This window comes from Mycobacterium sp. (genome assembly GCF_965229265.1).
In the GTDB taxonomy this organism is placed as follows: Bacteria; Actinomycetota; Actinomycetes; order Mycobacteriales; family Mycobacteriaceae; genus Mycobacterium.
Map to the genome: position 1 here is coordinate 380,366 of NZ_CBDDIY010000010.1, position 25,959 is coordinate 406,324.

Annotated in this window: 24 protein-coding genes and 1 pseudogene; 13 read left to right on the forward strand and 12 right to left on the reverse strand. The window is 67.7% G+C overall.

Translation table 11 applies throughout. The annotated features are described in order from the left end of the window. Positions 1-69: 69 nt before the first annotated feature. From ADBZ9K_RS03930 to ADBZ9K_RS03940, 3 genes and pseudogenes are all read right to left on the reverse strand, one after another. Positions 70-1,158, reverse strand: a complete 1,089-nt coding sequence (locus ADBZ9K_RS03930; protein ID WP_526620708.1) for a thioesterase domain-containing protein — start codon at positions 1,156-1,158, stop codon at positions 70-72. Then, positions 1,138-2,682, reverse strand: a pseudogene (locus tag ADBZ9K_RS03935) (FadD3 family acyl-CoA ligase); the annotation flags it as partial. The gene ADBZ9K_RS03930 and the pseudogene ADBZ9K_RS03935, both read right to left, overlap by 21 nt. Before the next feature lie 193 nt (positions 2,683-2,875). Then, positions 2,876-4,060: an acyl-CoA dehydrogenase family protein gene (locus ADBZ9K_RS03940; protein WP_526618640.1), complete on the reverse strand. Its 1,185-nt coding sequence runs from the start codon at positions 4,058-4,060 to the stop codon at positions 2,876-2,878. Positions 4,061-4,320: 260 nt separating this feature from the next. Between ADBZ9K_RS03940 and ADBZ9K_RS03945 the strand changes: the two genes are divergently transcribed. Beyond that, the gene (locus ADBZ9K_RS03945; RefSeq protein WP_526618641.1) at positions 4,321-6,849 is read left to right on the forward strand and encodes a glycogen/starch/alpha-glucan phosphorylase; all 2,529 of its coding nucleotides are present in this window, start codon (positions 4,321-4,323) and stop codon (positions 6,847-6,849) included. Between the two features lie 7 nt (positions 6,850-6,856). Here the strand turns inward: ADBZ9K_RS03945 and qcrB are convergent, their stop codons facing one another. Continuing rightward, positions 6,857-8,491, reverse strand: a complete 1,635-nt coding sequence (qcrB, locus tag ADBZ9K_RS03950; protein ID WP_526618643.1) for a cytochrome bc1 complex cytochrome b subunit — start codon at positions 8,489-8,491, stop codon at positions 6,857-6,859. 110 nt (positions 8,492-8,601) lie between these two features. Then, positions 8,602-9,528, reverse strand: a complete 927-nt coding sequence (locus ADBZ9K_RS03955) for an HpcH/HpaI aldolase/citrate lyase family protein (RefSeq protein WP_526618644.1) — start codon at positions 9,526-9,528, stop codon at positions 8,602-8,604. Positions 9,529-9,655: 127 nt separating this feature from the next. Here ADBZ9K_RS03955 and ADBZ9K_RS03960 point away from each other — a divergent pair, with 127 nt between their 5' ends. Both ADBZ9K_RS03960 and ADBZ9K_RS03965 read left to right on the forward strand, forming a co-directional pair. Next, positions 9,656-10,636: an MOSC domain-containing protein gene (locus tag ADBZ9K_RS03960; protein ID WP_526618645.1), complete on the forward strand. Its 981-nt coding sequence runs from the start codon at positions 9,656-9,658 to the stop codon at positions 10,634-10,636. Positions 10,637-10,638: 2 nt separating this feature from the next. Further along, complete coding sequence (locus tag ADBZ9K_RS03965; protein WP_526618646.1) at positions 10,639-10,821, forward strand: hypothetical protein; 183 nt, start codon at positions 10,639-10,641, stop codon at positions 10,819-10,821. Between the two features lie 25 nt (positions 10,822-10,846). On the opposite strand, the gene ADBZ9K_RS03970 is transcribed toward ADBZ9K_RS03965, so the two are convergent. After that, the gene (locus tag ADBZ9K_RS03970) at positions 10,847-11,824 is read right to left on the reverse strand and encodes an o-succinylbenzoate synthase (protein ID WP_526618647.1); all 978 of its coding nucleotides are present in this window, start codon (positions 11,822-11,824) and stop codon (positions 10,847-10,849) included. A gap of 11 nt (positions 11,825-11,835) precedes the next feature. Further along, on the reverse strand, positions 11,836-12,735 hold the full coding sequence (locus tag ADBZ9K_RS03975; protein WP_526618649.1) for a mycobacterial-type methylenetetrahydrofolate reductase: 900 nt from the start codon (positions 12,733-12,735) through the stop codon (positions 11,836-11,838). 316 nt (positions 12,736-13,051) lie between these two features. On the opposite strand from ADBZ9K_RS03975, the gene ADBZ9K_RS03980 reads away from it, so the two are divergent. After that, entirely contained in the window at positions 13,052-13,486 is a 435-nt protein-coding gene (locus ADBZ9K_RS03980; RefSeq protein WP_526620710.1) for a Fur family transcriptional regulator, read from the forward strand. A 36-nt stretch (positions 13,487-13,522) separates the two neighbouring features. Then, positions 13,523-15,733, forward strand: a complete 2,211-nt coding sequence (katG, locus tag ADBZ9K_RS03985; RefSeq protein WP_526618650.1) for a catalase/peroxidase HPI — start codon at positions 13,523-13,525, stop codon at positions 15,731-15,733. A 59-nt stretch (positions 15,734-15,792) separates the two neighbouring features. On the opposite strand, the gene ADBZ9K_RS03990 is transcribed toward katG, so the two are convergent. The 3 genes from ADBZ9K_RS03990 to ADBZ9K_RS04000 form a co-directional block, all read right to left on the reverse strand. Next, on the reverse strand, positions 15,793-16,107 hold the full coding sequence (locus ADBZ9K_RS03990; protein WP_526618652.1) for a hypothetical protein: 315 nt from the start codon (positions 16,105-16,107) through the stop codon (positions 15,793-15,795). 93 nt (positions 16,108-16,200) lie between these two features. Beyond that, positions 16,201-17,061: a cytochrome c biogenesis CcdA family protein gene (locus tag ADBZ9K_RS03995; RefSeq protein ID WP_526618653.1), complete on the reverse strand. Its 861-nt coding sequence runs from the start codon at positions 17,059-17,061 to the stop codon at positions 16,201-16,203. 12 nt (positions 17,062-17,073) lie between these two features. Continuing rightward, entirely contained in the window at positions 17,074-17,535 is a 462-nt protein-coding gene (locus tag ADBZ9K_RS04000) for a protein disulfide oxidoreductase (RefSeq protein WP_526618654.1), read from the reverse strand. A 229-nt stretch (positions 17,536-17,764) separates the two neighbouring features. On the opposite strand from ADBZ9K_RS04000, the gene ADBZ9K_RS04005 reads away from it, so the two are divergent. From ADBZ9K_RS04005 to ADBZ9K_RS04015, 3 genes are read left to right on the forward strand one after another with little or no spacing between them, the layout of a single operon-like run. Next, a complete protein-coding gene (locus ADBZ9K_RS04005; RefSeq protein ID WP_526618656.1) occupies positions 17,765-18,397 on the forward strand; it encodes a TetR/AcrR family transcriptional regulator in 633 nt (210 codons plus the stop codon). Further along, on the forward strand, positions 18,394-19,464 hold the full coding sequence (locus ADBZ9K_RS04010; protein ID WP_526618658.1) for a DUF1214 domain-containing protein: 1,071 nt from the start codon (positions 18,394-18,396) through the stop codon (positions 19,462-19,464). The genes ADBZ9K_RS04005 and ADBZ9K_RS04010 overlap by 4 nt, the downstream gene beginning before the upstream one ends. After that, positions 19,461-20,744, forward strand: coding sequence for a sulfotransferase (locus tag ADBZ9K_RS04015; protein ID WP_526618660.1), 1,284 nt, complete (start codon positions 19,461-19,463; stop codon positions 20,742-20,744). Before ADBZ9K_RS04010 ends, ADBZ9K_RS04015 begins: the two co-directional genes overlap by 4 nt. Here the strand turns inward: ADBZ9K_RS04015 and ADBZ9K_RS04020 are convergent. Further along, positions 20,720-21,322, reverse strand: a complete 603-nt coding sequence (locus ADBZ9K_RS04020; RefSeq protein WP_526618661.1) for a restriction endonuclease — start codon at positions 21,320-21,322, stop codon at positions 20,720-20,722. The genes ADBZ9K_RS04015 and ADBZ9K_RS04020 overlap by 25 nt on opposite strands. Before the next feature lie 108 nt (positions 21,323-21,430). On the opposite strand from ADBZ9K_RS04020, the gene ADBZ9K_RS04025 reads away from it, so the two are divergent. From ADBZ9K_RS04025 to ADBZ9K_RS04035, 3 genes are all read left to right on the forward strand, one after another. After that, complete coding sequence (locus ADBZ9K_RS04025) at positions 21,431-22,399, forward strand: LLM class flavin-dependent oxidoreductase (protein WP_526620711.1); 969 nt, start codon at positions 21,431-21,433, stop codon at positions 22,397-22,399. Between the two features lie 204 nt (positions 22,400-22,603). Continuing rightward, positions 22,604-23,038, forward strand: a complete 435-nt coding sequence (locus ADBZ9K_RS04030) for an STAS domain-containing protein (protein ID WP_526618663.1) — start codon at positions 22,604-22,606, stop codon at positions 23,036-23,038. 205 nt (positions 23,039-23,243) lie between these two features. Continuing rightward, the gene (locus ADBZ9K_RS04035) at positions 23,244-23,813 is read left to right on the forward strand and encodes an Rv1352/Rv1906c domain-containing protein (protein ID WP_526618664.1); all 570 of its coding nucleotides are present in this window, start codon (positions 23,244-23,246) and stop codon (positions 23,811-23,813) included. Between the two features lie 56 nt (positions 23,814-23,869). On the opposite strand, the gene ADBZ9K_RS04040 is transcribed toward ADBZ9K_RS04035, so the two are convergent. Further along, complete coding sequence (locus ADBZ9K_RS04040) at positions 23,870-24,661, reverse strand: CDP-diacylglycerol diphosphatase (protein ID WP_526618666.1); 792 nt, start codon at positions 24,659-24,661, stop codon at positions 23,870-23,872. Between the two features lie 117 nt (positions 24,662-24,778). On the opposite strand from ADBZ9K_RS04040, the gene ADBZ9K_RS04045 reads away from it, so the two are divergent. Next, positions 24,779-25,183: a TOBE domain-containing protein gene (locus ADBZ9K_RS04045; RefSeq protein WP_526618667.1), complete on the forward strand. Its 405-nt coding sequence runs from the start codon at positions 24,779-24,781 to the stop codon at positions 25,181-25,183. Then, complete coding sequence (gene modA, locus ADBZ9K_RS04050) at positions 25,180-25,956, forward strand: molybdate ABC transporter substrate-binding protein (RefSeq protein ID WP_526618669.1); 777 nt, start codon at positions 25,180-25,182, stop codon at positions 25,954-25,956. The genes ADBZ9K_RS04045 and modA overlap by 4 nt, the downstream gene beginning before the upstream one ends. Positions 25,957-25,959 lie beyond the last annotated feature (3 nt).

A 25,959-nucleotide genomic window follows, 5' to 3' on the forward strand; every position in this document is an offset into this window, starting at 1 on the left:
GTGCCGGGTGCCCGGCGGCGCGCGGAAAATGCCGGTAATTCCGGGCGCGGACGAACCCGATGATTGCGATCAGGACCGGCTTGCCGGCGTTGGCCCACCGAAGTCGCTCAACGAAGCGACCACGACAACGTTGGCAAGCTGGTCATCCACCCAGCGCGCAACCTCGTTGACGCCGGGCAGGCGGATCAGAGCGAGGTGACCGATATCCACGGTCGTCCACTCGATCGTCGACGGATCGGTTCCGAAAATCGTTGCGTCAGAGCCATATTTGCCGACCATTTCGCGCGTCCGAAGCAACGCTACCCGGCTGGCGGGAAGACGGATCGACCCGTCCATGTACGCGTCGTACAGCGCGCTGGCCACCACGGTGATGTCCGCTTCGAGCTGGTGGGCGGCCGCGGACAGCACCGCGCCGCTGGCAGTGTCGGCGGGGCTGGTCAGCTCCTCCAGGTAGGTGTCGACCCAGCACGGGCGACTGGACCCCAGCGGACTCGGGTCCAGCAGCAGCAGCTGCGCGACCGCCACACCCTGCTCGTCCAGGCAGCGGGCCAGGTCAACGGCGACCATGGTGCCGAAGGAATACCCGACCACGACGACCGGACGACCCGCGGCAGCCGCCTGGCGCGCGACCGTCAGTGCCGCCGACCGGATCCGGCCCCGCAGCTGTTCTGCCGAGTCCTGGTACAGATCCATGAAACTCAGGGCGACCACGTCGCAGGGGCCGTCGAGTGCCGCGGCCAGCGGGGCGTACACCCAGGCGTGCCCGCCGATGCCGGGCGCCATGACACACACCGGCCCCGACTCATCGGCCCTCAGTGTGACGACAGGTGCGCGTTGTTCACTGCTTCCGGGTTCGAGGTTGGCTACCAGTTCGGCGATGGTCGGGCATTCGGCGAGCCGGTCCAGCGACATCGTCACGCCGAATTGGGTTGCCAGCATCCGGGAGAAGGCGATCGCCGTCAGGGAGCCCCCGCCAAGGTCGGTGAACCTGTCCAACCGGCCGGGTCGGGTGATGTTCAGCAGGAGTTGCCACGCGTCGGCGACCCAGTTCTCCACCGATCCCACCGGGGGTCCACCCAGACCCGGGGCGACGATCTCGCATGGCCTCTCGGCATTCCCGTCGACGGCGTAACCGCGTTCCCGCAGCCGCGATTTCATCACCTTGCCGCTGGCGTTGCGCGGGAGCTCCCCGACAAACGCGACGGACTGGGGAATCTTGAAATCCGCGAGGTGCTTGCGGGTCCAGGCGATGACCGACGCTTGGTCGAGCGTCGCACCCGGCTGGGTGACGATGAAGGCCCGGCCGACCTCGCCGAGTACCGAATGGGGAACCCCGACGACAGCGGCCTGAGCGACGCCGGGGAGTCGGGCAAGGACCTGCTCCACCTCGGCCGGGTAGACGTTGAACCCGCTGCAGATGTACATGTCCTTGAGCCGGTCGGTGATCCTCAGGTTGCCGGCCTCATCGAGGGTGCCGATATCACCGGTGTGCAGCCAGCCGTCGGCGTCGATAGCTTCGGCGGTGGCTGCCGGGTCGTCAAGGTACCCCAGCATCACGTTGGGCCCGCGCAGCAACACCTCCCCGACACCGTCGGAGCCGGTCGAATGGGCGGCGGAGTCGATCCGCATTTCGAAACCGGCGATCGGCCGACCGCAGGTGGTGGCCACGGTGACGGCGTCGTCGCTGTACTGGCAGGCGGTACCGAACCCGTTGGCCTCGGTCAACCCGTAGCCGGTCAGTACGACGTCGACGTCGAGTTCACGCTGTAGCCGCTCGACGAGCGCGATGGGCACGGTCGAAGAACCGGTGAAGGCGAACCGAAGCGAGCTCAAGTCGTAGTTCGCTCGCTCCGGATGGTCAAGGATCGTCTGGAACACCGTCGGGGGGCCCGTGACGAAGGTGATGCGCTGTTCGGCGATCGTCGCCATGGCCAGCTCGGGGTCGAACCGCAGCTGTGGCACCAGGGTTGCCCCGCTGAGCAGGCCGGCGAGCATGCCGGCCTTGTAGCCGAAGCAGTGGAAGAACGGGTTGATGCACAGATAGCGGTCCGCGCTGGTCAGCCCGCACGCGGCCGCCCCCGCGGCCGAGGCGGACAAGGACTGCCGATGCGCGCAGACCACTCCCTTACTGCGCCCGGTCGTGCCGGAGGTGAACAGGATGTCGGCCACGTCCCCGGGCCCCACCGCCGCAGCACGGGCGTCGACCTCTGTTCGAGGCGCCCAGGGGCCGGCCAGGAAATGCTCCCACGTATCGTCGCCCGAACCCGCGGTGGTGTCGTCGAGCGGGGTGCGGATGATGTGGCGCAGCGCGGGAAGGGCAGCGCGGTCCTGCCCGATCACCTGGTCAGCGGCCGGCAACCCGCTCATCGCGATCAGCACCGACGCAGACGTGCGGGACAGGATGTCGGCAGCCTCTTCGGCGGTGTAGCGGACGCTCAGCGGCACCAGGACGGCGCCGGCATAGTGCGCGGCCAACGAGGCGACGACCCAGTGCCAGGTGTTCGGCGCCCACAGCGCCACCCGGTCACCGTGGGCCACGCCGAGCCCGATCATCGCCGCCGCGGTGCTACGAACCTCGTCGCGCAGCTGGGCGTAGGTAAAGCTGCGGTCCGGCGCGATCAGGGCAGGGTGATCGGCGAAGGCGATCGCCATGTGGTCCAGCAGCGCCGGAGTCGTGCCCATCCGACCATCATCTGGACCCGGCAACCCGGCCTCACGTGTTATTGCCGACACCCACACCCCGCTTCCTGGCAACCGCCGTGGTGCCAAGTCTCATGCGGGTGACAGATTGTCACAACTCCGGCGTTCCGTCGCCTGGCAATGCCATCTGTCGGTATGGCGCGTCGCCCGCAGGCAGAGCGGTGCGGTGGGCCGCCTAGAGCCCGGGCTGGTCCTCGATGATGCCCAGCCAGATCTGCGCAGCGTCCATGGCCACCTTCTCGCTGATGAACGCGTGTTGGGTGCCGGTGTAGATGTCGCGGAATCCGCGCTCCAGCCGACTGCCTTCCCGGATCGAGGTGGTGCCGGCGGCCAGATGCGCCCATTCGGCGGCGCCCCGCGCAACATCGGTGGCATATACCGCGGCCACCCGCATGTCCGCGCGCAGCATCGGGGTCAGCTCGCCGCCGGCGGCCACCGCAGCCTCGGCGGTGCCGAAGGCATCGAGCACCAGCAGCCGTGCCGCGCGCCATGCCGCCACATGGTGGGCCAGATCCTTCTGGAAGGTCGGCCGGCTCGCCAGCGAAGCCATGTCGCTCATTCGAAACTTGGTCGCGGCGAGTTCCTGAACATCATCGAGCATGCTCTTGGCCACACCGAGCGCCCACGACGCGTGACCGGCCGCCGTCACCGGCATGAGGCCCATCCGGGTGGGCGCCGAGCTACCCCGGTGCGGCACCGTGGAGAACAGCGGGAACGTCCGGTGCTCCGGAACAAACACGTCCTCGACGCCATAGTCGTAGGAGCCGGTGGCCTTGAGGCCCTGCACATGCCAGCCATCCTTGAAGACGACCTGCTCGCGTGGGATCACTGCCACCTGCATGTCGGGCAGTCCGCCCGGTCCCATCACCGGCTGACCGTCGACCATCGGGAAGAAACCGGCGCAGACGTACTCGGCGTGCCCGGTGCCCGAGCCGAAGCTCCACGATCCGGTCAGCCGGTAGCCGCCGTCGACCGCGATGCCCTGCCCGTTGGGGAAGAACTGCCCACCCATCGTGACGTGGTTGTCGTGGGCGGTGAAGACCTCAGCGAAGCCCGCGTCGGGCAGGTAGGCCGCCACGGCGAATGCCGAGGGCAGGTTGGCGATCCCGACCCAGCCAAAGGACCCGTCCTGCCACGCCATCTCGATCCAGGTCTCGATCATCTCGCCGAAGCTGGGTTCCACCCCGCCCGCCGCGGCGGGATTGAACGCCGACATCAGACCGCTGGCCCACATCTCGTCGACGATCGCCGGGGTCAAGGTGCGCTGCCTCTCCGATGCGGCGGCCTGCGCCGCAACGAGGTCACGCATCCCCCGGGCCAACCCGACGAGCTGGCCGCCCGCTTCCACTGTCGACGTCATTGTCGTGTCCGATCTTGTCGCGGCGCCGATATGCGGCAGTAAACAGTTCTGCAAAACTGTATAGCCCCCATTCGGCTGGCGCGGCAAGACACTGACAGTTGCCCACTGCCCGACCCTGGATTCCTTGGCGCGCGCCGCGCACGCTGATGAGCGATAGTTCACGGGAGCGACTCGTGGACCTCGCCTTGCCGCAACACGGTGATGCCAGACTTCGGGTCCGCAATCGGATCGAGCAGTGGTCTGGGAACAGGGAGCAGGCAATGACCGATGTCGTGAACACCGCGCCGGGTGAAGTCGCCGACCCCGACGATGGGCAGGGCGCGGGCCGGCCGCACGAGCACAGCCGCACCGGCCTGTCGGCAGACGCGCTGCGGCGCGCGATCAGCGACCACCTCACCTACTCGATCGCCCGGCCCGCCGCCGCGCTCACGGCCGAGCATTACTACCGTGCGCTCGCGCTGGCGGTACGCGACCGCATGCAACAGCGCTGGATGGCGACCACCCAGGATTGGCTCGACCTGTCCAACAAGGTGACGTGCTACTTCTCGGCTGAGTTCCTGATGGGTCCGCAACTCGGCAACAACCTGCTGAACCTGGGTATCGAGGCCCAGGCCCGCGCGGCACTGGCCGAGCTCGGTCAGGAACTCGACGAGATCCTGGCCTGCGAAGAGGAGCCCGGACTGGGCAACGGCGGCCTGGGTCGGTTGGCCGCCTGCTACCTCGACTCGCTGGCAACCCTGGAGCGCCCGTCGATCGGGTACGGCATCCGCTACGAGTTCGGCATCTTCGACCAGGAGATCCAGAACGGGTGGCAGGTCGAGAAGACCGACAACTGGTTGGTGCGCGGAAACCCGTGGGAGATCGATAAGCCGGACGCCAGCTACATCGTGAACTGGGGCGGGCACACCGAGCAGTACGAGGATCTGGCCGGTCACCATCGGGTCAGGTGGATCCCGCAGCAGGTCATCAAGGGGGTGTCCTATGACACGCCGATCCAGGGCTACGGCGTCAACACGTGCAACACGCTCACGCTCTGGAGCGCCCGGTCCGTCGAATCCTTCGCCCTGGAGGCGTTCAACACCGGCGACTTCTACAAGGCGGTCGAGGACGAGGTCGTCGCCGAGAAGGTCTCGAAGGTCCTCTACCCCAACGACGAGCCCGATGCGGGCAAGCGGCTGCGGTTGCAGCAGCAGTACTTCTTCGTGTCGTGCTCGCTGCAGGACATCCTGCGCATCCACACCGACCGGGCCGGCCTTCCGCTCGAGGCGCTGCCGCAGAAGTGGGCGATCCAGCTCAACGACACCCATCCGTCGATTGCGGTGGCCGAACTGATGCGGCTGCTCATCGACGAGCACCACCTGACCTGGGACGCGGCCTGGGACATCACGCTGGCGACGTTCGCCTACACCAACCACACGCTGCTGCCCGAGGCGCTGGAGACCTGGCCGCTGGGCATCTTCTCCGAATCCCTGCCCCGGCACCTGGAGATCGTCTACGAGATCAACGAACGCTTCCTCGACGAGGTGCGCGACAGGTTCCCCGGCGACGAGGACCGGCTGCGTCGGATGTCGCTGATCGGCGAGGACGGCGGCAAGAGCGTTCGGATGGCCCACCTGGCCACCGTCGGCAGCCATGCCGTCAACGGGGTCGCGGCGCTACATTCCGAACTGCTGAAAGCCAGTGTGCTCAAAGACTTCTACGAGATGTGGCCGGAACGCTTCGGCAACATCACCAACGGCGTGACACCGCGTCGCTTCCTGGCGCTGTCCAATCCCGGGCTGCGCGGCCTGCTCGACGAGACGATCGGCGACGGCTGGCTGACCGAACTCGATCGGCTACGCCAGCTCGAGAACTACGTCGAGGACCCGGCATTCCGGCAACGCTGGCGAGAGGTCAAGCGCGCCAACAAGAAGCGGCTCGCCGAGTTCGTGCACTCCACCACCGGCATCGAGTTGGATCCCACCTGGATGTTCGACATTCAGGTCAAGCGGATCCACGAGTACAAACGTCAGCACCTCAACGTCCTGAACATCATCACCCTCTACAACCGGCTCAAGCGCAACCCGGGTTTCGCGATCGCGCCTCGCGCCTTTATCTTTGGCGGCAAGGCCGCGCCCGGCTATTTCATGGCCAAACGGATCATCCGACTGATCACCGCCGTCGGCGCGACGGTGAACAACGATCCCGACGTCAACCGCTTCATGAAAGTGGTGTTCCTGCCGAACTTCAACGTGCAGAACGCCCACCTGATCTACCCGGCGGCCAACCTCTCTGAGCAGATCTCCACCGCCGGTAAGGAAGCCTCCGGCACCGGCAACATGAAGTTCATGATGAACGGTGCGCTGACCATCGGCACCCTCGATGGGGCCAACGTGGAGATCCGCGAGGAGGCCGGCGCCGAGAACTTCTTCCTGTTCGGGCTGACCGTCGAAGAGGTCGAGCGGATCCAGGCCGACGGCTACCGTCCTGCCAGCTACGTCGAACGTGACCAGGAACTGGCCGAAGTGCTCGAGCTGATCTTGGACGGCACATTCACCCACGGTGACACCGATATCCTTCGGCCCGTGGTGGATAACCTGATTCACCACGACCCGTTCCTGGTCCTGGCCGACTACCGGTCCTACGTCGACTGCCAGGCCAGGGTCAGCTCCGCCTGGCTGGACGCCGACGCCTGGTCGCGGATGTCGATCCTCAACGCCGCCCGCAGCGGGAAGTTCTCCTCCGACCGCGCGATCGCCGAGTACTGCGACGACATCTGGGGCGTCTACCCGATGCCGGTCGAGCTGTAGGTCCGCCTCAGTTCGGCGACCCGTCGCGATCCTGGCGGTCCCGCAGGACGGCAATCGCCCGGCGTTCGGCGGCCTCGGCCGCCTCGGCGAGGGCCCGCTGCTCGGCGGGGGCGTCGGCGGACAGGAAACCTCCGCTGCCCGGTGCGCCGCCCGACCCCAGCTTGTTCATCCGCTTGGGCACCGGGGCGCCCTGGTAGTCCAGCGGAATCGGATGGCCGTGGTCGTCGACGGGGCCCAACGGCTGATGGATCTCGACGTAGGCGCCGTGCGGGAGCCGTTTGATGATGCCGGTTTCCACACCGTGTTCGAGCACCTCACGATCGCTGCGTTGCAGTGCTATCGCCCAGCGGTAGGCGATGAAGAACACGATCAGGGGCAGCACCACCATGCCGATGCGCCCGATCCAGGTTGTCGCGTTGAGTGACACGTGGAACTTGTAGGCGATGATGTCGTTCATCGCACTGAAGGTCAGCACGATATAGAACGCGATCGCCATCGCCCCGACACCGGTGCGCACCGGGGCATCGCGGGGCCGCTGCAACAAGTTATGATGCGCCCCACCGCTTTTCGATTCCCCAGTCACCCGTTTCTCGATCCACGGATACATGATGAGCAACAGGAAGATCAGGCCCATCAGCACGGCGACCGCGACGGCCGCGGGGACGGTGTAGTGGCCGATGTAGAGCTCCCAGGCCGGCCACAACCGGATCAACCCGTCGGTCCACATCAGGTAGAAGTCGGGCTGGCTGCCCGCCGACACCTGCGAGGGCTTGTACGGGCCGAGCTGCCAGACCGGATTGATCTGCAGTAAGCCACCCATCAGCCCGAGCAGCCCGACGATCATCGCGAAGAACGCCCCGGATTTGATGGCGAACACCGGCATGACCCGCACGCCCACGACATTCTGCTCGGTCGCACCCGGGCGGGGGAATTGGGTGTGCTTTTGAAACCACACCATGGCCAAGTGAATCCCGATGAGCGCCAGCATGATTGCCGGGAAGATCAGCACGTGGACGACGTAGAGCCGCGGAATGAGGATGGTCCCCGGAAAGTCGCCACCGAACAACGCCCAGTGCATCCAGGTGCCGATCAGTGGGATACCTAGGGTGATCGACGACAGCGCGGCCCGGATGCCGGTGCCCGACAGCAGATCGTCGGGCAGCGAGTAGCCGAAGAAACCCTCGAACATCGCCAGGATCAGCAGCAGCGAGCCGATGACCCAGTTGGCCTCACGCGGGCGACGGAATGCCCCGGTGAAGAACACCCGGGCCAAATGCACCATGATCGCCGCGGCGAACATCAACGCCGCCCAGTGGTGGATCTGGCGGACGAACAGGCCGCCCCGCACCTCGAAACTGATGTCCAACGCCGAGGCGTAGGCCCGCGACATCTCGATACCCCGCAGCGGCTGGTACACGCCGTTGTAGGTCACCTCGGTCATCGACGGATCGAAGAACAGGGTCAGATAGACACCGGTGATCAGCAGCACGACAAAGCTGTAGAGGGCGATCTCCCCCAGCAGGAACGACCAGTGCGTGGGAAAGACCTTGTTCAACTGACGCCGCACCGCAGCCGAGGGGTGATAGCGCGAATCGATGGCATCGCCCTGCGACGCTGCAAGTTCGGACACTCGTGAGTTCATGCGCTGCTCCCGAAAGCTCCCCGTGCTGATGTGGGTGATGCACGGGTAGTTCGGAGCGGCGTTCCCGCCGGATGGCCGCCGGGGCCATCGGTCACGATTACGTCAGAAACTCAGTAGTGATAGGTGTCCGACGGCGCGGTCACGTGCACCGCCTGGTCGTCGAACTCCGACACCTCGATACCGTAGGCCCGCGCCAGGTCGAGGATCTTGTTGGCGCGTGCGATACGGGGCAGATCCGAACCGTTGCGGATCTCACCCCCGTCACGCTCGAACTCGGCGAAGAACTCTTTGGCCCAGGCGATCTCTTCCTGTGACGGCGCCAGGCCCTCGTTGACCGTCGCGCACTGGTCCGGCGTCAGGCAGATCTTGCCCGTCATGCCGAACTCCGCCGACACAGCGGTTGCTTCGCTGAGCTTGAGCGCGCTCGACCCGACGGTCGGGCCGTCGACCGGCCCCGGCAGATGGGCGGCCTTGGCCGCGATGGTGAACCTCGACCGCGCATAGGCCAGGGTGGCGGGGTTCTCGCCGAAGCCGGTGTCGCGGCGGAAATCGCCGATGCCGAAGGCCAGCCGGAAGGTGCCCTTGGCGGCCGCGATCTCGGTGATCCGCTCCAGCCCGCGCGCCGTCTCGACCAGGGCCACGATCGGGATATTCGGCAACCGCTTGGCGGTCTCGGTGACGTGGTCGACGGACTCCACCATCGCCAGCATCACCCCGCCGACCCTGGCCCCGGCGAGCATCGCCAGGTCATCTGCCCACCACGGGGTGCCGAACCCGTTGACCCGCACCCAGTCGGTGTTGCCCGCGCCCAGCCAGCTCACGACGTTGTCGCGGGCCGCGGACTTGTCCTTGGGCGCGACGGCGTCCTCGATGTCGAGCACAACGATGTCGGCGCGCGAGCGCGCCGCCGCGGCGAACTTGTCCTGGTGCGCCCCGTTGACCAGCAGCCAGCTGCGGGCCAGCACCGGATCGATGCGAAATCCCACGTCGTGCGGATCGTGGCTGGTGTCCCACCCGGTGGTGGTCTGGTCGTACATCGGTGCCTTTCGTGCTGCAAAGTCGCCGCTCCATCGTCCCATCGGCATGGGGCCGGGCTGAAGCCAGGTCGTTTTCGCCGGCCCACAGCTGTCGCTTTCCGGGCGCGGGCGGCCCTAGGCTGAGGCCATGATCCCCGCGGGCCGTATCAGGTCGATCTGGCGCTACCCGGTGAAATCGATGCTGGGTGAGCGCCTCGACGAAGCGCAGATCGGCGAGTTGGGGCTGCACGCCGACCGGACCTGGGCTGTTCGCGACATCGAGGGCGACGCGACGACCGGCGCCAAGCGTCTGCCCGGCCTGCTGTGGTGCACGGCGCGCTACGCGCAGACACCGCCGCCGGACGCCGGCCCCGGTCGGGCTCCGGAGGTCATCATCGGCTTTCCCGACGGCAGCCAGGTGAGCAGTTCCGATCCCGGGGTGCACGAGGCGTTGTCGACCTATCTCAACCATCGCGTCGAACTGCGGGCCCTGCCGCCGCTCGACCGCCGCGACCAGTACCGCGGACCGATGTCCACCAAGGCCGACCTGCGCGCCATCTTCGGGCTCGAGGACGACGAGCCGCTGCCGGACCTGTCGATGTTCCCGGTCCGCAAGCTCGCCGAGATCAGCCGGTATGCCACCCCCGTCGGCAGTTACGTCGATGCCTATCCGGTGCACGTGATCACCGAGCAGAGCCTGGCCACCATGGCCGCGTTGGCACCGGACTCGGATTTCGACGTCCGGCGATTCCGCCCGACGATCGTCGTCGACTCCCCCGCCGCCTCGGCACATCCGGAATGGGACTGGTGCGGCGGCACGCTGCACGCGCCGCACGCCGACCTGCAGCCGCTGATCCCCACGATTCGCTGCGTCATGCCGTCCCACGAGCAGCCCGAGCTCAAGCGGGACAGGCAGATCACCCGGACCATCGCCGCTCATTCGCGGCGCTGCCTGGGGGTCTACGGCACGGTGACCCGGGCCGGGTGGATCACCGAAGGTGATGCGCTGCAACTGGATCCGCCGAACCGGTCGCCAATCGGTGGCGCCGCGGAGTCGGGCGCGCTCAAGGTGCGCCGGGCCGTGATGCGGGCGGTATCGACGGCCCTGCCGAGCGGGAAGAGGAGCTGATCATGCGCCATGCCGTCGGAATCCTGGGGGTGCTGGTCGCACTTTTTGGGCTGCTGTTCACGCTGCAGGGCTTCGGGGCCGTGCAGGGCAGTCCGATGAGCAACACCACGACGTGGTCAGTGCTCGGGCCGGTCATCGTCGTGATCGGTGCGGGCCTGGCCTTCGCCGCGTGGCGCCGTCGTTAGCCCGAACAAGTCCCCCCGCATCACCTCAGACCAGCTGCGACACGCTCTGTAATCGATTGCGCCACCAGGCAATCCGGTCGGGGTCGCGCACCGCGAACTGCGCCAAACGGTCCCGGTCGGGCGCCGGCGGCATGGGCGCAACCGGCAGGTAGCCGTCGGCCGGAGTCAGTGAACGGGCCTGCGACACCAGGTCGCCGGCGAGCACCGAGACCGTGCCGAGCCCGCAGTCGAACTCGAGTTCGGGCAATACGCCGGCCAGCGCCAGTCCGCCGGCCAGCGCGATGGTGGTGCCCGGCGCCGAGCTCACCACACCCGGCAGCCCGCAGGTTTCGGCCACCCGCAGCGCGCGCCGAACCCCGCCCAGTGGGCCGACCGTCAGGACTGCGATGTCGGCGGCCTCGGACAACGCCTGTCGCGTCGCGTTGCGGGCGTCCAACTGCGCCAGATCCGCGGCGATGCGCACATCGACCCGCAGCCGGACCGCCGCCAGCTCCGCCACCGTTGCGCACGGCTGCTCGACGAATTCCAGACCGCCGGCCGCCCGGTCCAGAACCGGGATCACCGCCGCCGCGGTGTCGACGTCCCACATCCCGGCGGTCCGGCATCGGATCGCGCCGCCCGGGCCGAGGGCGTCACGCACTGCCGCGAGCCGGGCGACATCCTCGGAAAGCCGATCAGCACTGCCAACGACTCGCACATCGGCGCTACGGCACCCGCTCGCCGCGGTGATGGCCCTCGCACTGTCCGCATCCACCGCCGGCACCGGCACCGCAACCGCCACCCGGCCCCGGGCCGGATCCGGCCAGCCGACCGTGCCGCCCTCGACCGCGGAGGTCAGCCAGCGCGCGGCGGCCTGATCGGAGCTGGTTCGGGGCGGGCTGAATTCACCCCAGCCCTGCGGGCCTTCGATCAGCATGCCCTCACACCCGTCGAACCCGGGATAGCCGGGCCGGGCCGGGATAGCGAAGACCGGCGCGTTGTCGAAGTCGATCAGCGTTTTCACTGGCGTAGACGCTACGGGGCGGAGCCGGGCGGCGACCAGTACGCGAGCATCTCGGCGAAGGTGTCGAACGCGGGTCGCGACATGCCGTAGGTGGCCTCGAAGTGGATGCTCAGCGGGAATCCGAGGTCGGCGACTCCGTCGATGATGCGTTTGTACAGGTCCACCAGCAGCCGCCGCTTGACCTCCGGCTCACTGGCCGCCAGTGTGCGCACGAATTCCTGTTCGGCGGCGACGGCGGAGTTGCCCGGGTCCTGGATCAACCACTCGATGAGTCCGACGGTGGTCTCCACCTTGGGCACGAACCCGAACGACAGCAGCAGCTCCGGCCGGTAGTCGGTGTCGCGGGCGAAATCGGTCAGGAACCCGACGATGGCATCGGAATACAACAGCTGGGTCATGCCGTAGGTGGCCCCGCGCCCGCACTTGAAGCCGAACCGGCCGGGTTCGCCGTCCCGAGTCGGGATGAGGATCGCGCCCCGGTTGGGGACCAGGTCGCGGTAGATCTCCAGCGCGTCGGTCGGTGCGACGCCGCCGCCTTCGCCGTCGCTCATGGTGCGGGGAACCCCGACGAAGACGATGCCCTCCATGCCCGCCTCGAGCAGCTCGGACAGCCGCGCGCGCAGCGTGGGCTCATCCATGAACGCGGTGACCTGGGTGCAGAGGCCCTTCATACCGGGCAATTCCGGCACGATGCGCGACCAGTAGTCGAGCACATCGAGCTTGGGCTTCATCTCGATGGGACGGTCGTCGTCCTCGGCGATCATCCCCGGGATCATCACGTGCCGGATGCGGCCCTCCAGGCCGGTCTCGGCGGAGAGCCGCGCGACCTTGCGCGCCTCGGCCAGGATCTCGTCCGGACTTCGATCGGTGTTGGGCGGCACGAGTTCGAGCGCGACGGTGTTGAGGGGCACGAAACTTCTCCTGATGAGACGACTGGTTCCCCCGGGGCGCGGGCCACGATGGCCGCCAAACGCGGTCCGCCGAGAGCATCACCATACCGATGGCCGGTTATCGCCCACACGCTGCCCGACCGCCGCGGGCTGTCGCCGAATCCGGCTGCGCCGGCCGTCGTCGGCGGTACCGTCGGGGTCACGGGATTGCCCGTTTCCCCGAGGGTGTTCACCGCACGCGGAACGGGCCGGGAAGCGGGGCAGAAGTTCACCGAATCAATCCCAACAAACTCTTGACTCATTCCAGAAAAGGGACGACTATCGCATCGTGACCTCCATGTCGGATTTCGCCGACCAGCTGCGTGCAGCTGAACTCCGGGTCACCCGGCCTCGGGTCGCGGTGCTCGAGGCGGTGCACGCCCACCCACACGCCGACACCGAGACGATCTTCGGCGCGGTGCGGGCAGCCCTGCCGGAGGTATCTCGCCAGGCGGTCTACGACGTGTTGCACGCGCTCACCGCCGCCGCGCTGGTCCGGCGCATCCAGCCCTCCGGATCGGTCGCCCGCTACGAGGCCCGAGTGGGCGATAACCACCACCACGTCGTGTGCCGCACGTGCGGCACCATCGCCGACGTCGACTGCGCCGTCGGCGAAGCACCCTGCCTGACTCCGTCCGAGGACAGCGGGTTCATCCTCGACGAGGCCGAGGTCATCTACTGGGGCTACTGCCCGGACTGCCTGGCCCAGCAACCGTCGCGACCACAGCCGTGATCGCAGCCCAATTCACCACTCCCGAAAGGAACAGCAGTGCCTGAGGAAACTCCCCCGATTGGAGAGGCTCAAACCGAGCCGGCCGAAAGCGGTTGCCCGATGCGCATCAAGCCCCCCGTCGAGGGCGGCAGCAACCGGGACTGGTGGCCCAATGCGGTCAACCTGAAGATCCTGCAGAAGGATCCTGACGTCATCAATCCGCTGGGCGCCGACTTCGATTACCGAGCCGCCGTCCAGACGCTCGACTTCGATCAGCTGACCCGCGATGTCGACGCCGTCATGACCGACTCGCAGGACTGGTGGCCCGCCGACTTCGGTCACTATGGCCCCTTCTTCGTCCGGATGAGTTGGCACGCCGCCGGCACCTACCGGGTGCAGGACGGTCGCGGCGGCGGCGGCAAGGGCATGCAGCGTTTCGCCCCGCTGAACAGCTGGCCCGACAACGCCAGCCTGGACAAGGCGCGCCGACTGCTGTGGCCGGTCAAGAAGAAGTACGGCAAGAAGCTGTCGTGGTCGGACCTGATCGTGTTCGCCGGCAACCGGGCCCTCGAGCACATGGGCTTCAAGACCGCGGGATTCGCTTTCGGCCGACCCGACTACTGGGAGCCCGAAGAGGACATCTATTGGGGCGCCGAGCACGAGTGGCTGGGCTCGCAGGACCGCTACGCCGGCACCGACGGTGACCGGACCAAGCTGGAAAACCCCCTCGGTGCCAGCCATATGGGTCTGATCTACGTCAACCCCGAAGGCCCGGAAGGTGTTGCGGACCCGGTGGGGGCGGCCATCGATATCCGCGAGACGTTCGGCCGGATGGCGATGAACGACGTGGAAACCGCTGCGTTGATCGTCGGCGGCCACACGTTCGGCAAGACCCACGGCAACGGCGATGCCGACGTGATCGGGCCCGAGCCCGAGGCGGCCCCGCTCGAGCAGCTGGGTCTGGGCTGGGCCAACCCCACCCGCACGGGTGTCGGCAACGACGCCTTCACCAGCGGCATCGAGGTGACCTGGACCCACACCCCCACCAAGTGGGACAACAGCTTCCTGGAGATCCTGTACGGCAATGAGTGGGAGCTGACCAAGAGCCCCGCCGGCGCCAATCAGTGGAAGCCGAAGAACGACGGCTGGGCCAACTCGGTGCCGATGGCCCAGGGCGAAGGCAAGACCCACCCGTCGATGCTGACCACCGACCTGGCCATGCGGATGGACCCGATCTACGAGAAGATCACCCGCCGCTGGCTCGATCATCCCGATGAGCTCGCCGAGGAATTCGCCAAGGCCTGGTTCAAGCTGCTGCACCGCGACATGGGCCCGGTCGTCCGCTATCTCGGACCCCTGAAGCCACAGCAGACATGGGTGTGGCAGGACGTCGTCCCGGCCGGCACCCCGCTGTCCGACGCCGACGTCGCCACCCTGAAGGCTGCCATTGCCGACTCGGGTCTGACCGTGCCGCAGCTGGTGTCGACGGCCTGGAAGGCCGCCTCGTCATACCGCGACAGCGATATGCGCGGCGGTGCCAATGGCGGCCGGATCCGGCTGCAGCCGCAGCTGGGCTGGGAGGCCAACGAACCCGACGACCTGGCCCAGGTGATCGGCAAGCTGGAAGACATCCAGTCCAGTGCGGGGGTCACCGTTTCCTTCGCCGACCTGGTTGTCCTCGCCGGCAATGTGGGTGTCGAGAAGGCCGCCAAGGCTGCCGGCTTCGATATCGAGGTGCCGTTCTCCTCGGGTCGCGGCGATGCCACCCAGGAGCAGACCGACGTCGAGTCGTTCTCGTACCTGGAGCCCAAGGCCGACGGTTTCCGCAACTTCGTCGGCAAGGGGCTCAGCCTTCCGGCCGAGTACCAGCTGATCGACCGGGCCAATCTGCTGGGGCTGTCGGCTCCGGAGATGACGGTCCTGATCGGCGGCCTGCGGGCGCTGGACACCAACTTCGGCGGCACGAAGCTGGGTGTGCTCACCGACAAGCCGGGCGCCCTGACGCCTGACTTCTTCGTCAACCTGCTCGACATGAGCACGAAGTGGGCACCGGCACCGGCTGACGACGGGACCTACGTGGGCACCGACCGCGCGACGGGTGCGCAGAAGTACACCGCCAGCCGGGTGGACCTGCTGTTCGGGTCGAACTCGCAACTGCGGGCGGTCGCCGAGGTGTATGCCGAGGACGACGCCAAGGAGAAGTTCGTCAAGGACTTCGTCGCGGCGTGGGTCAAGGTCATGGACAGCGATCGCTTCGACCTGGCCTGATATCTGCGCAAAACGAAACCCCGCGGGCGTTGCCCGCGGGGTTTCGTCGTGATTGGGAGCTAGTTGCAGGCGGAGGCGTTGACCCAGCGGCCGTTCCAGCCCACGCAACCGTTGACTGGCGGCGGCGGGGGCGGGGGCGGCGGCGGGTAGTCCTCGGGCATCGGAGCGTAGTACGCCGGTGGTGGCACGTACGGGGCCATCACTTCGCCCAAGTCCGCACAACCACTGACTGTGACCCGCCGGCCGGCGCTGGCGCATACGTCGGCGTGCGCCTCCCCGCTGGGCTGAATCGTCACGATCGCCGCAGGAACGCCGCTGAGGGCCAGCACCGCTGCGGCGGCGGCCCCCCACGTTCGCACCGGATGTTTCGTCATCGGTTCATCTCCCTGTCTCGGATGTGCTGCGGAGTATATCGACGCTGGCTATGCGACTAGCGGAAGCGCACGTCGCCGCAGAGGACCGGCTTGTCACAGCGGACGCCTGCTGCGGCGCCGTGCCCACACCAGCGCAGCGGCCGCTGCGACCAGCACGGCCAACGCCAGCGCCCAAGGCCACCAGCCGGTGCGGTACACCCAGCCGGCCAGCACCCGCTGCACCCGGCCCGCGGCGGTGATCACCGGATCGGCCGGATCGCCGTTGTCGCTGAACAGCCGAACCTCGTAGAGGCCGTAGTACCCGACGTAGAGTCCCACCACCACCAGGACCGCGCCGCTGATCCGGTTGACGTAGGGCAGCAGGCGGCGCATCCGGTCGACCAGCGCGGTACTGGCCAGCGCCACCGCGACGGCTAGCACGCCCACCACCAACGCCAGGCCGGCGGCGTAGGCGGCGTAGACGAGCACACCGTCGAGTGCCGACCCGGTGCGCAGGGCGCTGCCGGTGACTGCCAGGAACGGCCCCACGGTGCATGACAGCGATGCGATCGCATAGCCCACGCCGTAGCCGAACATCGACCCCAGCCGCGCGCTCGGCGCCCAGCGCTGACCGGGACGCCAGCCCGACACGCTGAGCTCGCGGCCACACAACAGCCAGATGCCAAGGGCGACAAGCGCAATGCCGATGACGATCGTGACGTAGGGCAGGTAGCGCTGCACCGTCGAGGCGACCGACACGGTCAGCAGGCCGAACGCCCCGAAGACCGCAAGGAACCCCAGCGCCATCGCCGCAGTGGCGACCAGTGCGCGTCCCACCGCCGTGGCCCGGCCCGCCGTCGCGCCGTCACCGCGCACGACGAGGGTCAGATAGGCCGGCAGCATGGCGAACCCACACGGATTGAGCGCGGCTACCATGCCCGCGGCCAGCGCCAGCCCGGTCAGACTTCCGTCCACGTGTGGTCGACCTCAGGACTGGAGTGCTTGGACCCGGTCGCTGAGCTCCTGCTCCGACATCGCCGAGGTCGGGTTGTTGACGAACGTCGACGTCCCGTCGGGACGCAGGAAGACGTAGGCAGGCTGCCACGGCACCCTGAAGCGGGCCCAGATGGACCCGTCGGCGTCGTTGAGGTTGGTGAAGTTCAGGTTGTACTTCGAGACGAAGCCCTCCATCTGGGCGACGTCGGCCCGGGCGGCGACCCCGACGAAGGTGACCTTCGGATTGGCCGCTGCCACCTGGCTCACGGTGGGCGCCTCCTGATTGCAGAACGGGCACCAGGGCGTCCAGAACCACAGGACCGCCGGCTTTCCCTGCAGGCTGGCGCCGTTGAACGGGGCACCGCTCAAGGTGGTGCCGGTGAAGTTCAACTGGTCGTCAGCGAGCGCCGCAGGCGGGCTGGCGACGCCCAAAGCCAGTGCGGCCGTGGCCATTAGCACTAGTAGTGATCGGATCGCGGTGTGCAACCAACGCATGACATGACCTCCCAGGTCGGGACCAGGCTGTTTCGTTGACACGAGCCGTGTCGTCGTGTGGTTCACCAGGCGCCGTGGTTTCAGGCTATGGGCCCACCGGGGCGGCGGCCATGGGGTCGGGCCACGGGTCAGAAACGGGTAAGACCGGGCATTGACAGTTTACGTGACGTCACGGAACATAATTCCGGTGACGGTTCCGAATCGCGACGTCCCGGCGACCGGCCGGGAGCCGGTCCGCGGCCGGCCCCGCGATCCGCGCACCCACGAGGCGATCATGGCGGCCACCCGCCTCCTGCTCACCGAGGTCGGCTACGACCAGGTGTCGATGGAGTCGATCGCCCGCCGGGCCGGGGTCAGCCGGCCCACCATCTACCGACGCTGGCCCTCGAAGGCCCACGTGGTCTTCGAGGCGGCGTTCGGTACCGCCGCCGGCGGGGAGACACTGGTCCGCTCCGGCGACTTCGAGACCGACCTACGCGAATTCGCCCACCGAGCCGCCGCCTTCTGGCGCGAGCCGGTGGTGGAAGCCGCGACCATGGGGATCCTCGCCGAACGGCGCCGAGACACCGAATTACACATCCGCACACAGCAATTGCTCGACGACATGATCCGCGCCGAGCTGGCGGCGCTGGTGCGTGCCGGCGCGCAGCAGGGCGTCGTCCGTGCCGATGTCGACACCGACACCCTGTTCAGCGTGCTGATCGGCACCACGTTCTACGGCGTGCTGGTCGACGGCCGCGGCGACACCGACCACCTGGTCGACACCCTCTGCTCCCTGGTCATGCAGGGAGTGCAAGTCCGAGAGAAAGAAGGACGATGACCCAGGACGACCTGTCGACGGCGTTTCACGAATTGCTCGACGAGCTCGGCGCGATCGAGCGCAAGGTCCTCACCGCCGATCCCCCGCTCGAGGAGGCCGACATCCTCGACGGGTACCGGCTCACCTTCAGCCTGCTGCGGGTCGCCGTGGACGCCTATGTCTGGGGCGACAAGGCCAATCCGCGGTTCGTCGACGTGATCGGGCCCTACCAGCGATGGGGCGGGGACAACTCCGACGCGTTCTACCAACTCGCCCCCATCGACCCCAACCGCACCTACCGGGTGACCGGCAACCGGGGCGACTCCGTCTACCTGTCCATCACCGTCTACGGCGGCCCGGACGACGGGCACTACAGCAATCGGATCGTCGGGACGATGAACGACCGCAGCCTGGAGTTCGACGACGACGGCAACTTCGAGTTCACGATCAGCCCCGACCCACAGCCCGGGGCCTGGCTGAAACTCGAATCCGATGCCGTCGTGGCCCTGACCCGCGACTACCTGGACAACCCCGAGACCGACCGGCGCGTGCAGTGGAAGATCGAAGCGGTCGACCGGCCGGCCCGCAAGCACGACGACCGCGCCGACCTCATCCGTCGCCTGCGTGCCGCCAAGGTCTGGATCAACGAACAGGTCTCATTCATCCCGGTCCGGGTCGAGCCGCCCAACGAGATCGCCGAACCGTACCCGGTCCCCCAGCAGACCTACGGGTGGGCAGCCGGCGACGCCGCCTACGCGATGGGGGCCTACGAGCTGCAGCCCGGGCAGGCGCTCGTCATCGAGGGCATGTCACCGCCCTGCGTGTTCTGGAACCTGTGCCTGTGGAACCCGTTCCTGCACACCTACGACTACAGCTACGAACGGGTGACCATCAACGGCGCGCATGTCAGCTACGAGCCCGACGGATCCTGGCGGATCGTCGTCAGCGACACCGACCCCGGCCAGCCCAACTGGGTCTCGACGGCCGGGCGGACCAAGGGGTTGATCTGGCTGCGGTGGTTCCTGCCGGAGCACACCCCGCAGCGGCCCCGCTGCCGGGTCGTGGATGTGGCGGAGCTGAGGGCATGACCACCGGCGCGGAGCGGCCCAAGCCGGTCAGATTCACCGACCTCGCCCACCCCGTCTTTCCCGAGGCCGCGCGGCCGATGCGGGCGGCGCTGGCCGACTACGGGGCCGTCCTCGAGCTGACGCCGGAGGCGATGCTGACCGCCGCATCCGAACGGACCGGACTGGATCGCTGGGGAGACAACGATTTCCGCGAGCGACTGGATGTGCTGTGCTGGTCGCTGCGGGAAGAAGCCGGACTCTCCGACGTCGGCGTAGCGGTTGTCTTCGAGCAACTCGTCGGCAATCTGATCAACCGGCTCCGGTTTGAGGCGCTGCTCGCCGCGCACCCCGAGATCGACGATATCGCCATCGAACGGCCGATCATCATCTGCGGTCTCCCGCGGACCGGCACCACCCACCTGCACAACCTGATCGGCGCCGATCCGAACCTGCGTTACCTGCCGTACTGGGAGAGCCTGGAACCCTTCCCCGCCGCCGACGACGCCGTGCCCTTTCCCGAGTCGCTACGCTCCTGCCCGCCGGAAGTGCAGGCTCGCCGAGACCGATGTTCGGCCGGACTCGACCTGGTCGACACCACGATGCCGGACTTCAAGCGGATGCACGACATGACCGTCGACCATGCGCATGAGGAGATCCAGCTGCTGGCCAACGACATCTCCGGCATGCTCTTCGAAACCACCTATTACCTGCCGACATTCGCGGCGCACTACAAGTCGCACGACCAGGGGCCGTCCTACGCTCACCTCAAGCGCCAGTTGCGGGCCATGCAGTGGTTGCGGGGCGGCACCCGGTGGGTGTTGAAGTCACCCCAGCACCTCGAACAGTTCCCCACCCTGTATGCCACCTTCCCCGACGCGACCTTCGTTGTGACGCATCGCGATCCGGTGGAGGTAACCCGGTCGATGGTCACCATGATCGCCTACGCATCCCGGATGGCATGCGCCGCACCCGATCCCGCCAAGATCGCACGGTACTGGCTGGACCGGGCCGACGACCTGTTCAGCGGCTGCCTGCGCGACCGCGACGTGCTGCCGGCCGACCAGTCGATCGACGTGCGATTCACCGACTTCATGGCCGACGAGCAGGGCACGCTGTCGAAGATCTACGCGCTGGCCGCCCAGCCCTACGACGACGACGTGCGCTCGGCAATGGCGGACTTCATCGCCGAGCATCCACGCGGGCGGCACGGCGAGGTCATCTACGACCTCGCCGATGTGGGACTGGACCCCGGCGAGGTGGCCGAGCGGCTGCGGGCCTACCGCGACCGTTTCATCGGCTGACGCCGCAACGGAGCGCGGGACCATCGCGCCAGACGGATGCGGTCGACCAGCACGCAGCCGTGCACCTCGGCCAGTTGGGCGGCTGCCCGGGTGTAGCGGTGGTTGGTCACCACCATGGTGGCGGTGCAGTCGTGCACGGCCGCACCGGCCACCACCTGCTGGATGGCCGCGCCGTTGACCACCCGGTTCTGCCGCTTGCACTGCACCGCGGTGCGTACCCCGTCCCGGGTGGCAATCAGATCGACGCCGAAATCGCCAGTCGCCCTGGTGAGTTCAACGCTGTATCCAGTTCCGCGCAATACCGCCGCCACGTAGTGCTCAAACTCCACACCGGTCATCGCGTCGACGGCGGCCTGCCCGGAGGCGCGGTAGAGCGCGTCGCGTCGCGCCGCCCTGCGGTGATCCAGCCACGCCACTAACGCCCGCCAGGCGCAGACCACCGTGATCAGCGCGCCGATCACGGCCAGCGCCCACACCGCCTGGTTGAGCAGCCCCATCAGCGCCAGCAGCGCCGTCGCAATGATCCACACCCCCAGCCACTGCAGCGCCGTCCTGACTGCGGCCGCGTCCTCGCGCACGGCGCCACCGTAGCGGCGGGCACCGACAGGCAACCGCTCGACCGCCGACAGCGGCCAAATCGTGACCCGTTCGCATCGAGTTTGGCGCAACGGCACCAATACAGTGCTCTGATGCTCGCGATTCTCCGGTTCAACTTTGCCTCCCCCGGCGGTGACCCCCGTGTGCAGGGTGAATTACTCTCCGCCGCACTGGAGTTGGCGCAATTCGGGGACCGGCACGGGATCGCTGCCGTGAGCGTCGACGAACACCACATCACCGGCCACGCCTGGAGCGCCAACCCGGTGATGATCGCCGGGATGTTCCTGTCCCGCACCGCCAACATCTTCGCCAGCATCGACTGTGCGCTCGCACCGCTCTGGAACCCGGTCCGGATGGCCGAAGACATCGCACTGGTCGACGCCATGAGCCGGGGGCGGCTACACACCACCGTCGGCCTGGGCTACCGGGAGGTGGAGTACCAAGCCCTCGGCGTGGACTTCACCCGCCGGGGGGAACTGATGGACCAGGCGCTGCAGGCCATGCTGACGGCCTGGACCGACCCCACCGCCGGCGTGGTCTCAGGCACCTGGTCGAGGCCGCATCCGCCGCTGTACCTCGGCGGCGGGGTGCGCGCGACGGTCCGCCGGGCGGTGCGATTCGGTCTGCCGCTCAGCCTGCCCGATCACCGACCCGACCTCGCCGAGTACTACGCCGAGTTGTGCCGGGCGGCCGGGATGGAGCCGTTCGTCCTCATGCCACCCGCGGTCAACCGCGGGATGATCTATCTGCACGAGGACCCCGAGCGGGCGTGGGCCGAACTGGGCGGGCACATTCTGTGGGAAGCGGTCACCTATGGGCGGTGGTCCGATGACCCGTCCCGCTCCTCGATGCACCTGCCCGGCGTGCAGACCCTGGAGCAGGTGCGCGCCTCGGGCCGGTACCGATTCCTCACCCCCGACCAGTTGATCAGCGAGGTTCGCGAGTCGAAGACCTACGGCCCGATCGTCATGCACCCCCTGGTCGGAGGCATGCCGATCGACGAGGCATGGAAGTCGGTCCAGCTGCTGACCGACGACGTTCTGCCCGCACTGCGCTAGCCGTCCGGGCAGCCGAATCAACGCGCTCAGACCGGCCGAATCGAGGCGGAGTTGCCCGCTGTCGGGTCCGAGAGTGAAAGTTGGTTCTTAACAGAGTTTTAGCCGCCGCTCCCGGTGACCTTAAATTTGCGGCATAACGTTCAGGTCAGGTTGAGGCAGCCGAGAGGCCGCCATTCGCGCTACATGACCGAAATGGGGCAGCACATGACGAGCTTCACGTCGCGGTACGGAAACCCTGCTGTGGACTACCGGGGAGCCCACGTCCGCGCCCATTTCCGGCACATGGCAACGGTTGTCGCGGTCAGCGGGCGCATCGATTCGGCCAACATCGACCGCGTCACCGAATGCGCCAAGCGGATGGTCCTCGCCGACACTCCCTTCGTCCTCGATCTCAGCGGCGTGAGCACGTTTACTCCGCAGTCGATCCGGTTACTCTCCGAAGTCGACGATCTCTGCAACGCCGTGGGTGTGGAGTGGGCTCTCGTCGCCAGTGATGTCGTGAACCGGCGCCTTCGGGCGCGCGACGCCGATGTCACCTTCCCCGTCGTCGCTTCGGTGGCCGAGGCCGAGCACGAGTTCGACGACGCCGTCCTCAATCGCCGCCGCTTCCTGCTGCCGCTGCTGAGCAAGACCGCCTAGCCGCACCTCGGTCGTCCTACCACACCCTCCGATCACGATTCCGTGGCGCCGCCGCAGCATGTCGGCCGGTTCAAAGTCGCTGGCCGGTTACTGTCCGGCTGAAAACCACTGGGCTGCAGAGCATTCTGTTGCCGCAAGGCCCGAGTCGCGGCCGGGTTCACGGTTGCGCACTGGTGGTGAAGGGTCCGCGGGTACCCTTGGTGACGTGGGTAGAGCGACGAACGTGATCGCCGCCACAGCGTTGGCTGTGGCGGTTTGTCTGGCAACGGCCGATGCCGCGGTGGCCGACCCGACCTCGCCGACGCCGACGCCGACCACTGATCCGGCCACAACTGCGCCGGCCACCTCCGCCCCCTCGCCCTCGACGCCTCCCACCTCGGGATCGGCGACGACGACACCGGCGTCCCCGCCACCGGGCGGCCCGAAATCAAGTATCGATCAGGCCGGCACCTACAAGATAGGCGTCGACATCGTGCCGGGCACGTATGCGACGGCGGGGCCGGTCGAGGGCGCCGCGTGCTACTGGAAACGGGTCGGCGGACCTGACGGCCAGACGACGCTGGACAACGGGCTGACCAAGAAACCACAGGTCATCCAGCTCGATCCGGGCGACGCCACGTTCAAGACCGACGGCTGCCAACCGTGGACGCTGACCGACGCCCAGCCGCCCGCCACCCCCGGGCCGCTGATGGCACAACTTCAGCTGCGCCACTACCTCGATACGCTCAACGGGATGGCCGGACAATCCGGTAACGGGCAGCTGCCGCCCTACTGAGCAGCCTCTGCTGGCGCCGACGGCCGCATACTCGCGATGATTCGAGCGCGACCGGGCTACTTCGCGGTGGCGCCCGTCGCCGCCATCGGTGCCGGGCAGGAGTCGTGGTCCTGCAGCTCCTCACCGCCAGCCTGCTCGCCGGTCTCCCCGTTGGCCCGGTCGGCCAGCATGACGAAGCCGGGCTGGCCGGCGGTGTCGGTGGTGCCGACCACCACCAGCGTGTGCGATCCCATGTCGGCACGTGCCCCGGGGAGCCCGTCGGCAAGCACGGTGAACGGGTTGGCGGCCAAGTCGGCGCCCGGGACGGCGATCGCCCAGTAGGTGTGCCCGGCCAGCGGGACGGCCAGGGGTGTCCACATCGGGCCGATCTGGGTGGCCGACGCGTTGAGCGCCTCGTGGACGTCGGCCCGCAGGCAGTCGATGTGGATGTGGAGCTGGTTCTGCGTCCGCGATACCGCCGAGTTGATCGCCAGGCTCATCCAGTCCCGCGAAATCGTGCCGCCGGCTCGCTGCTCGACGAACGAGCGAGCCTGCCAGGCCTCGGCGAAATAATTCGTGGTCCCCGGTTCGAGCAGCGCGGGGCTTTCGATACCGGCCATCCGGGCAGTGGGCATGAGCAGGTATTGGCGGTCCCCGACATCGTCCTTGTAGACGACGTACCCGCGTTCCTCGCCGAGGCTCAGGTCCACGCGTGAGCAGGGCGCCGGATCGTGATGCTGCTGTTCATCGGCAACGCACCGGTCGTGGACGATGGTCCACAAGGTGTTCGGGTCCGCCTGGGCGACGGCCGGGCCGGGCGGGAAGATCGCCAGTGCGGCCGCCAATGCCGCGGCGCGGATGAGTAGCACCGACACACCCTATGGCCGCACCACCGGGGCCGCACACCCGCATTCCGCACACGCATCTGCGGACCATTTCCCCCTATCAGTCCGCGGATGCGGCTTGATGTCCATTAGGATTCCCTCATGCCGATGCTGCGAGTTCGAGAGGCTGCCGAGTTGCTCGGCGTCAGTGATGACACGGTCCGGCGGTGGATCGAGGACGGGAACCTGCCGGTGGGCAGCGACGAGTCGGGACGCAAGACCATCGACGGTGCCGCGCTTGCCGCCTTCGCGCGGACGCACGCCGCCACCACGCCGAAGGACCCGCTGTCGATCGCCAGCTCGGCGCGCAACCGGTTCGCCGGATTGGTCACCCGGGTGGTCACCGACACGGTGATGGCTCAGGTCGAACTGCAGTGCGGACCGTTCACCGTCGTCTCGTTGATGAGCACCGAGGCCGTACACGAGTTGAAGCTCGAGCCCGGCAGCGTCGCGGTCGCCGTCGTGAAGGCCACCACGGTGATCGTCGAAACCCCGGGCGAAGCATGAGCCGGCGACCCCTGGCGGCGCTGGCCGCCGGAGTGCTCGTCGCCGCGTTGGCTGGCTGTGGCTCGGCACGGGAATCGGCGCCACCGCCCTCAGCCGAGCACACGAAGATCGTGGTCTTCGCCGCCGCGTCGCTCAAGAAGACGTTCACCGCGATCGGTGATCAGTTCAGTAAGGACAATCCTGGTGCAGCGGTGGAGTTTTCGTTTGCCGGCTCCTCGGATCTGGTCACCCAGCTGACCCAGGGCGCCCACGCCGACGTCTTCGCCTCGGCCGATACCACCAACATGGACAAAGCCGCCAAGGCCGCACTACTGACCGGATCCCCGGTGAACTTCGCGTCCAACACCCTGACTATCGCCGTCGCACCGGGTAATCCCAAGGGCATCAGTTCTTTTCGTGATCTGACCAAACCCGGCCTGGACGTCGTGGTGTGTGCCCCGCAGGTGCCCTGCGGCGCGGCGACCCGCAAGGTCGAGAACCAGACCGGCGTGACGCTGACCCCGGTCAGCGAGGAATCGTCGGTGACCGATGTGCTGAACAAGGTGACAAGCGGACAGGCCGACGCCGGTCTGGTCTATGTCACCGATGCCGCGAGCGCCGGCGACAAAGTCACCGCGGTACCCTTCCCCGAGTCGTCCGGTGCGGTGAACACCTATCCGATCGCCGTCCTCGCGCAGGCCGGAAACGCCAGTCTGGCAACCAAGTTCGTCGATCTGGTGACCGGTCCATCCGGCCAGCAGATCTTGGCGAAAGCCGGCTTCGGCAAACCCTGAGCG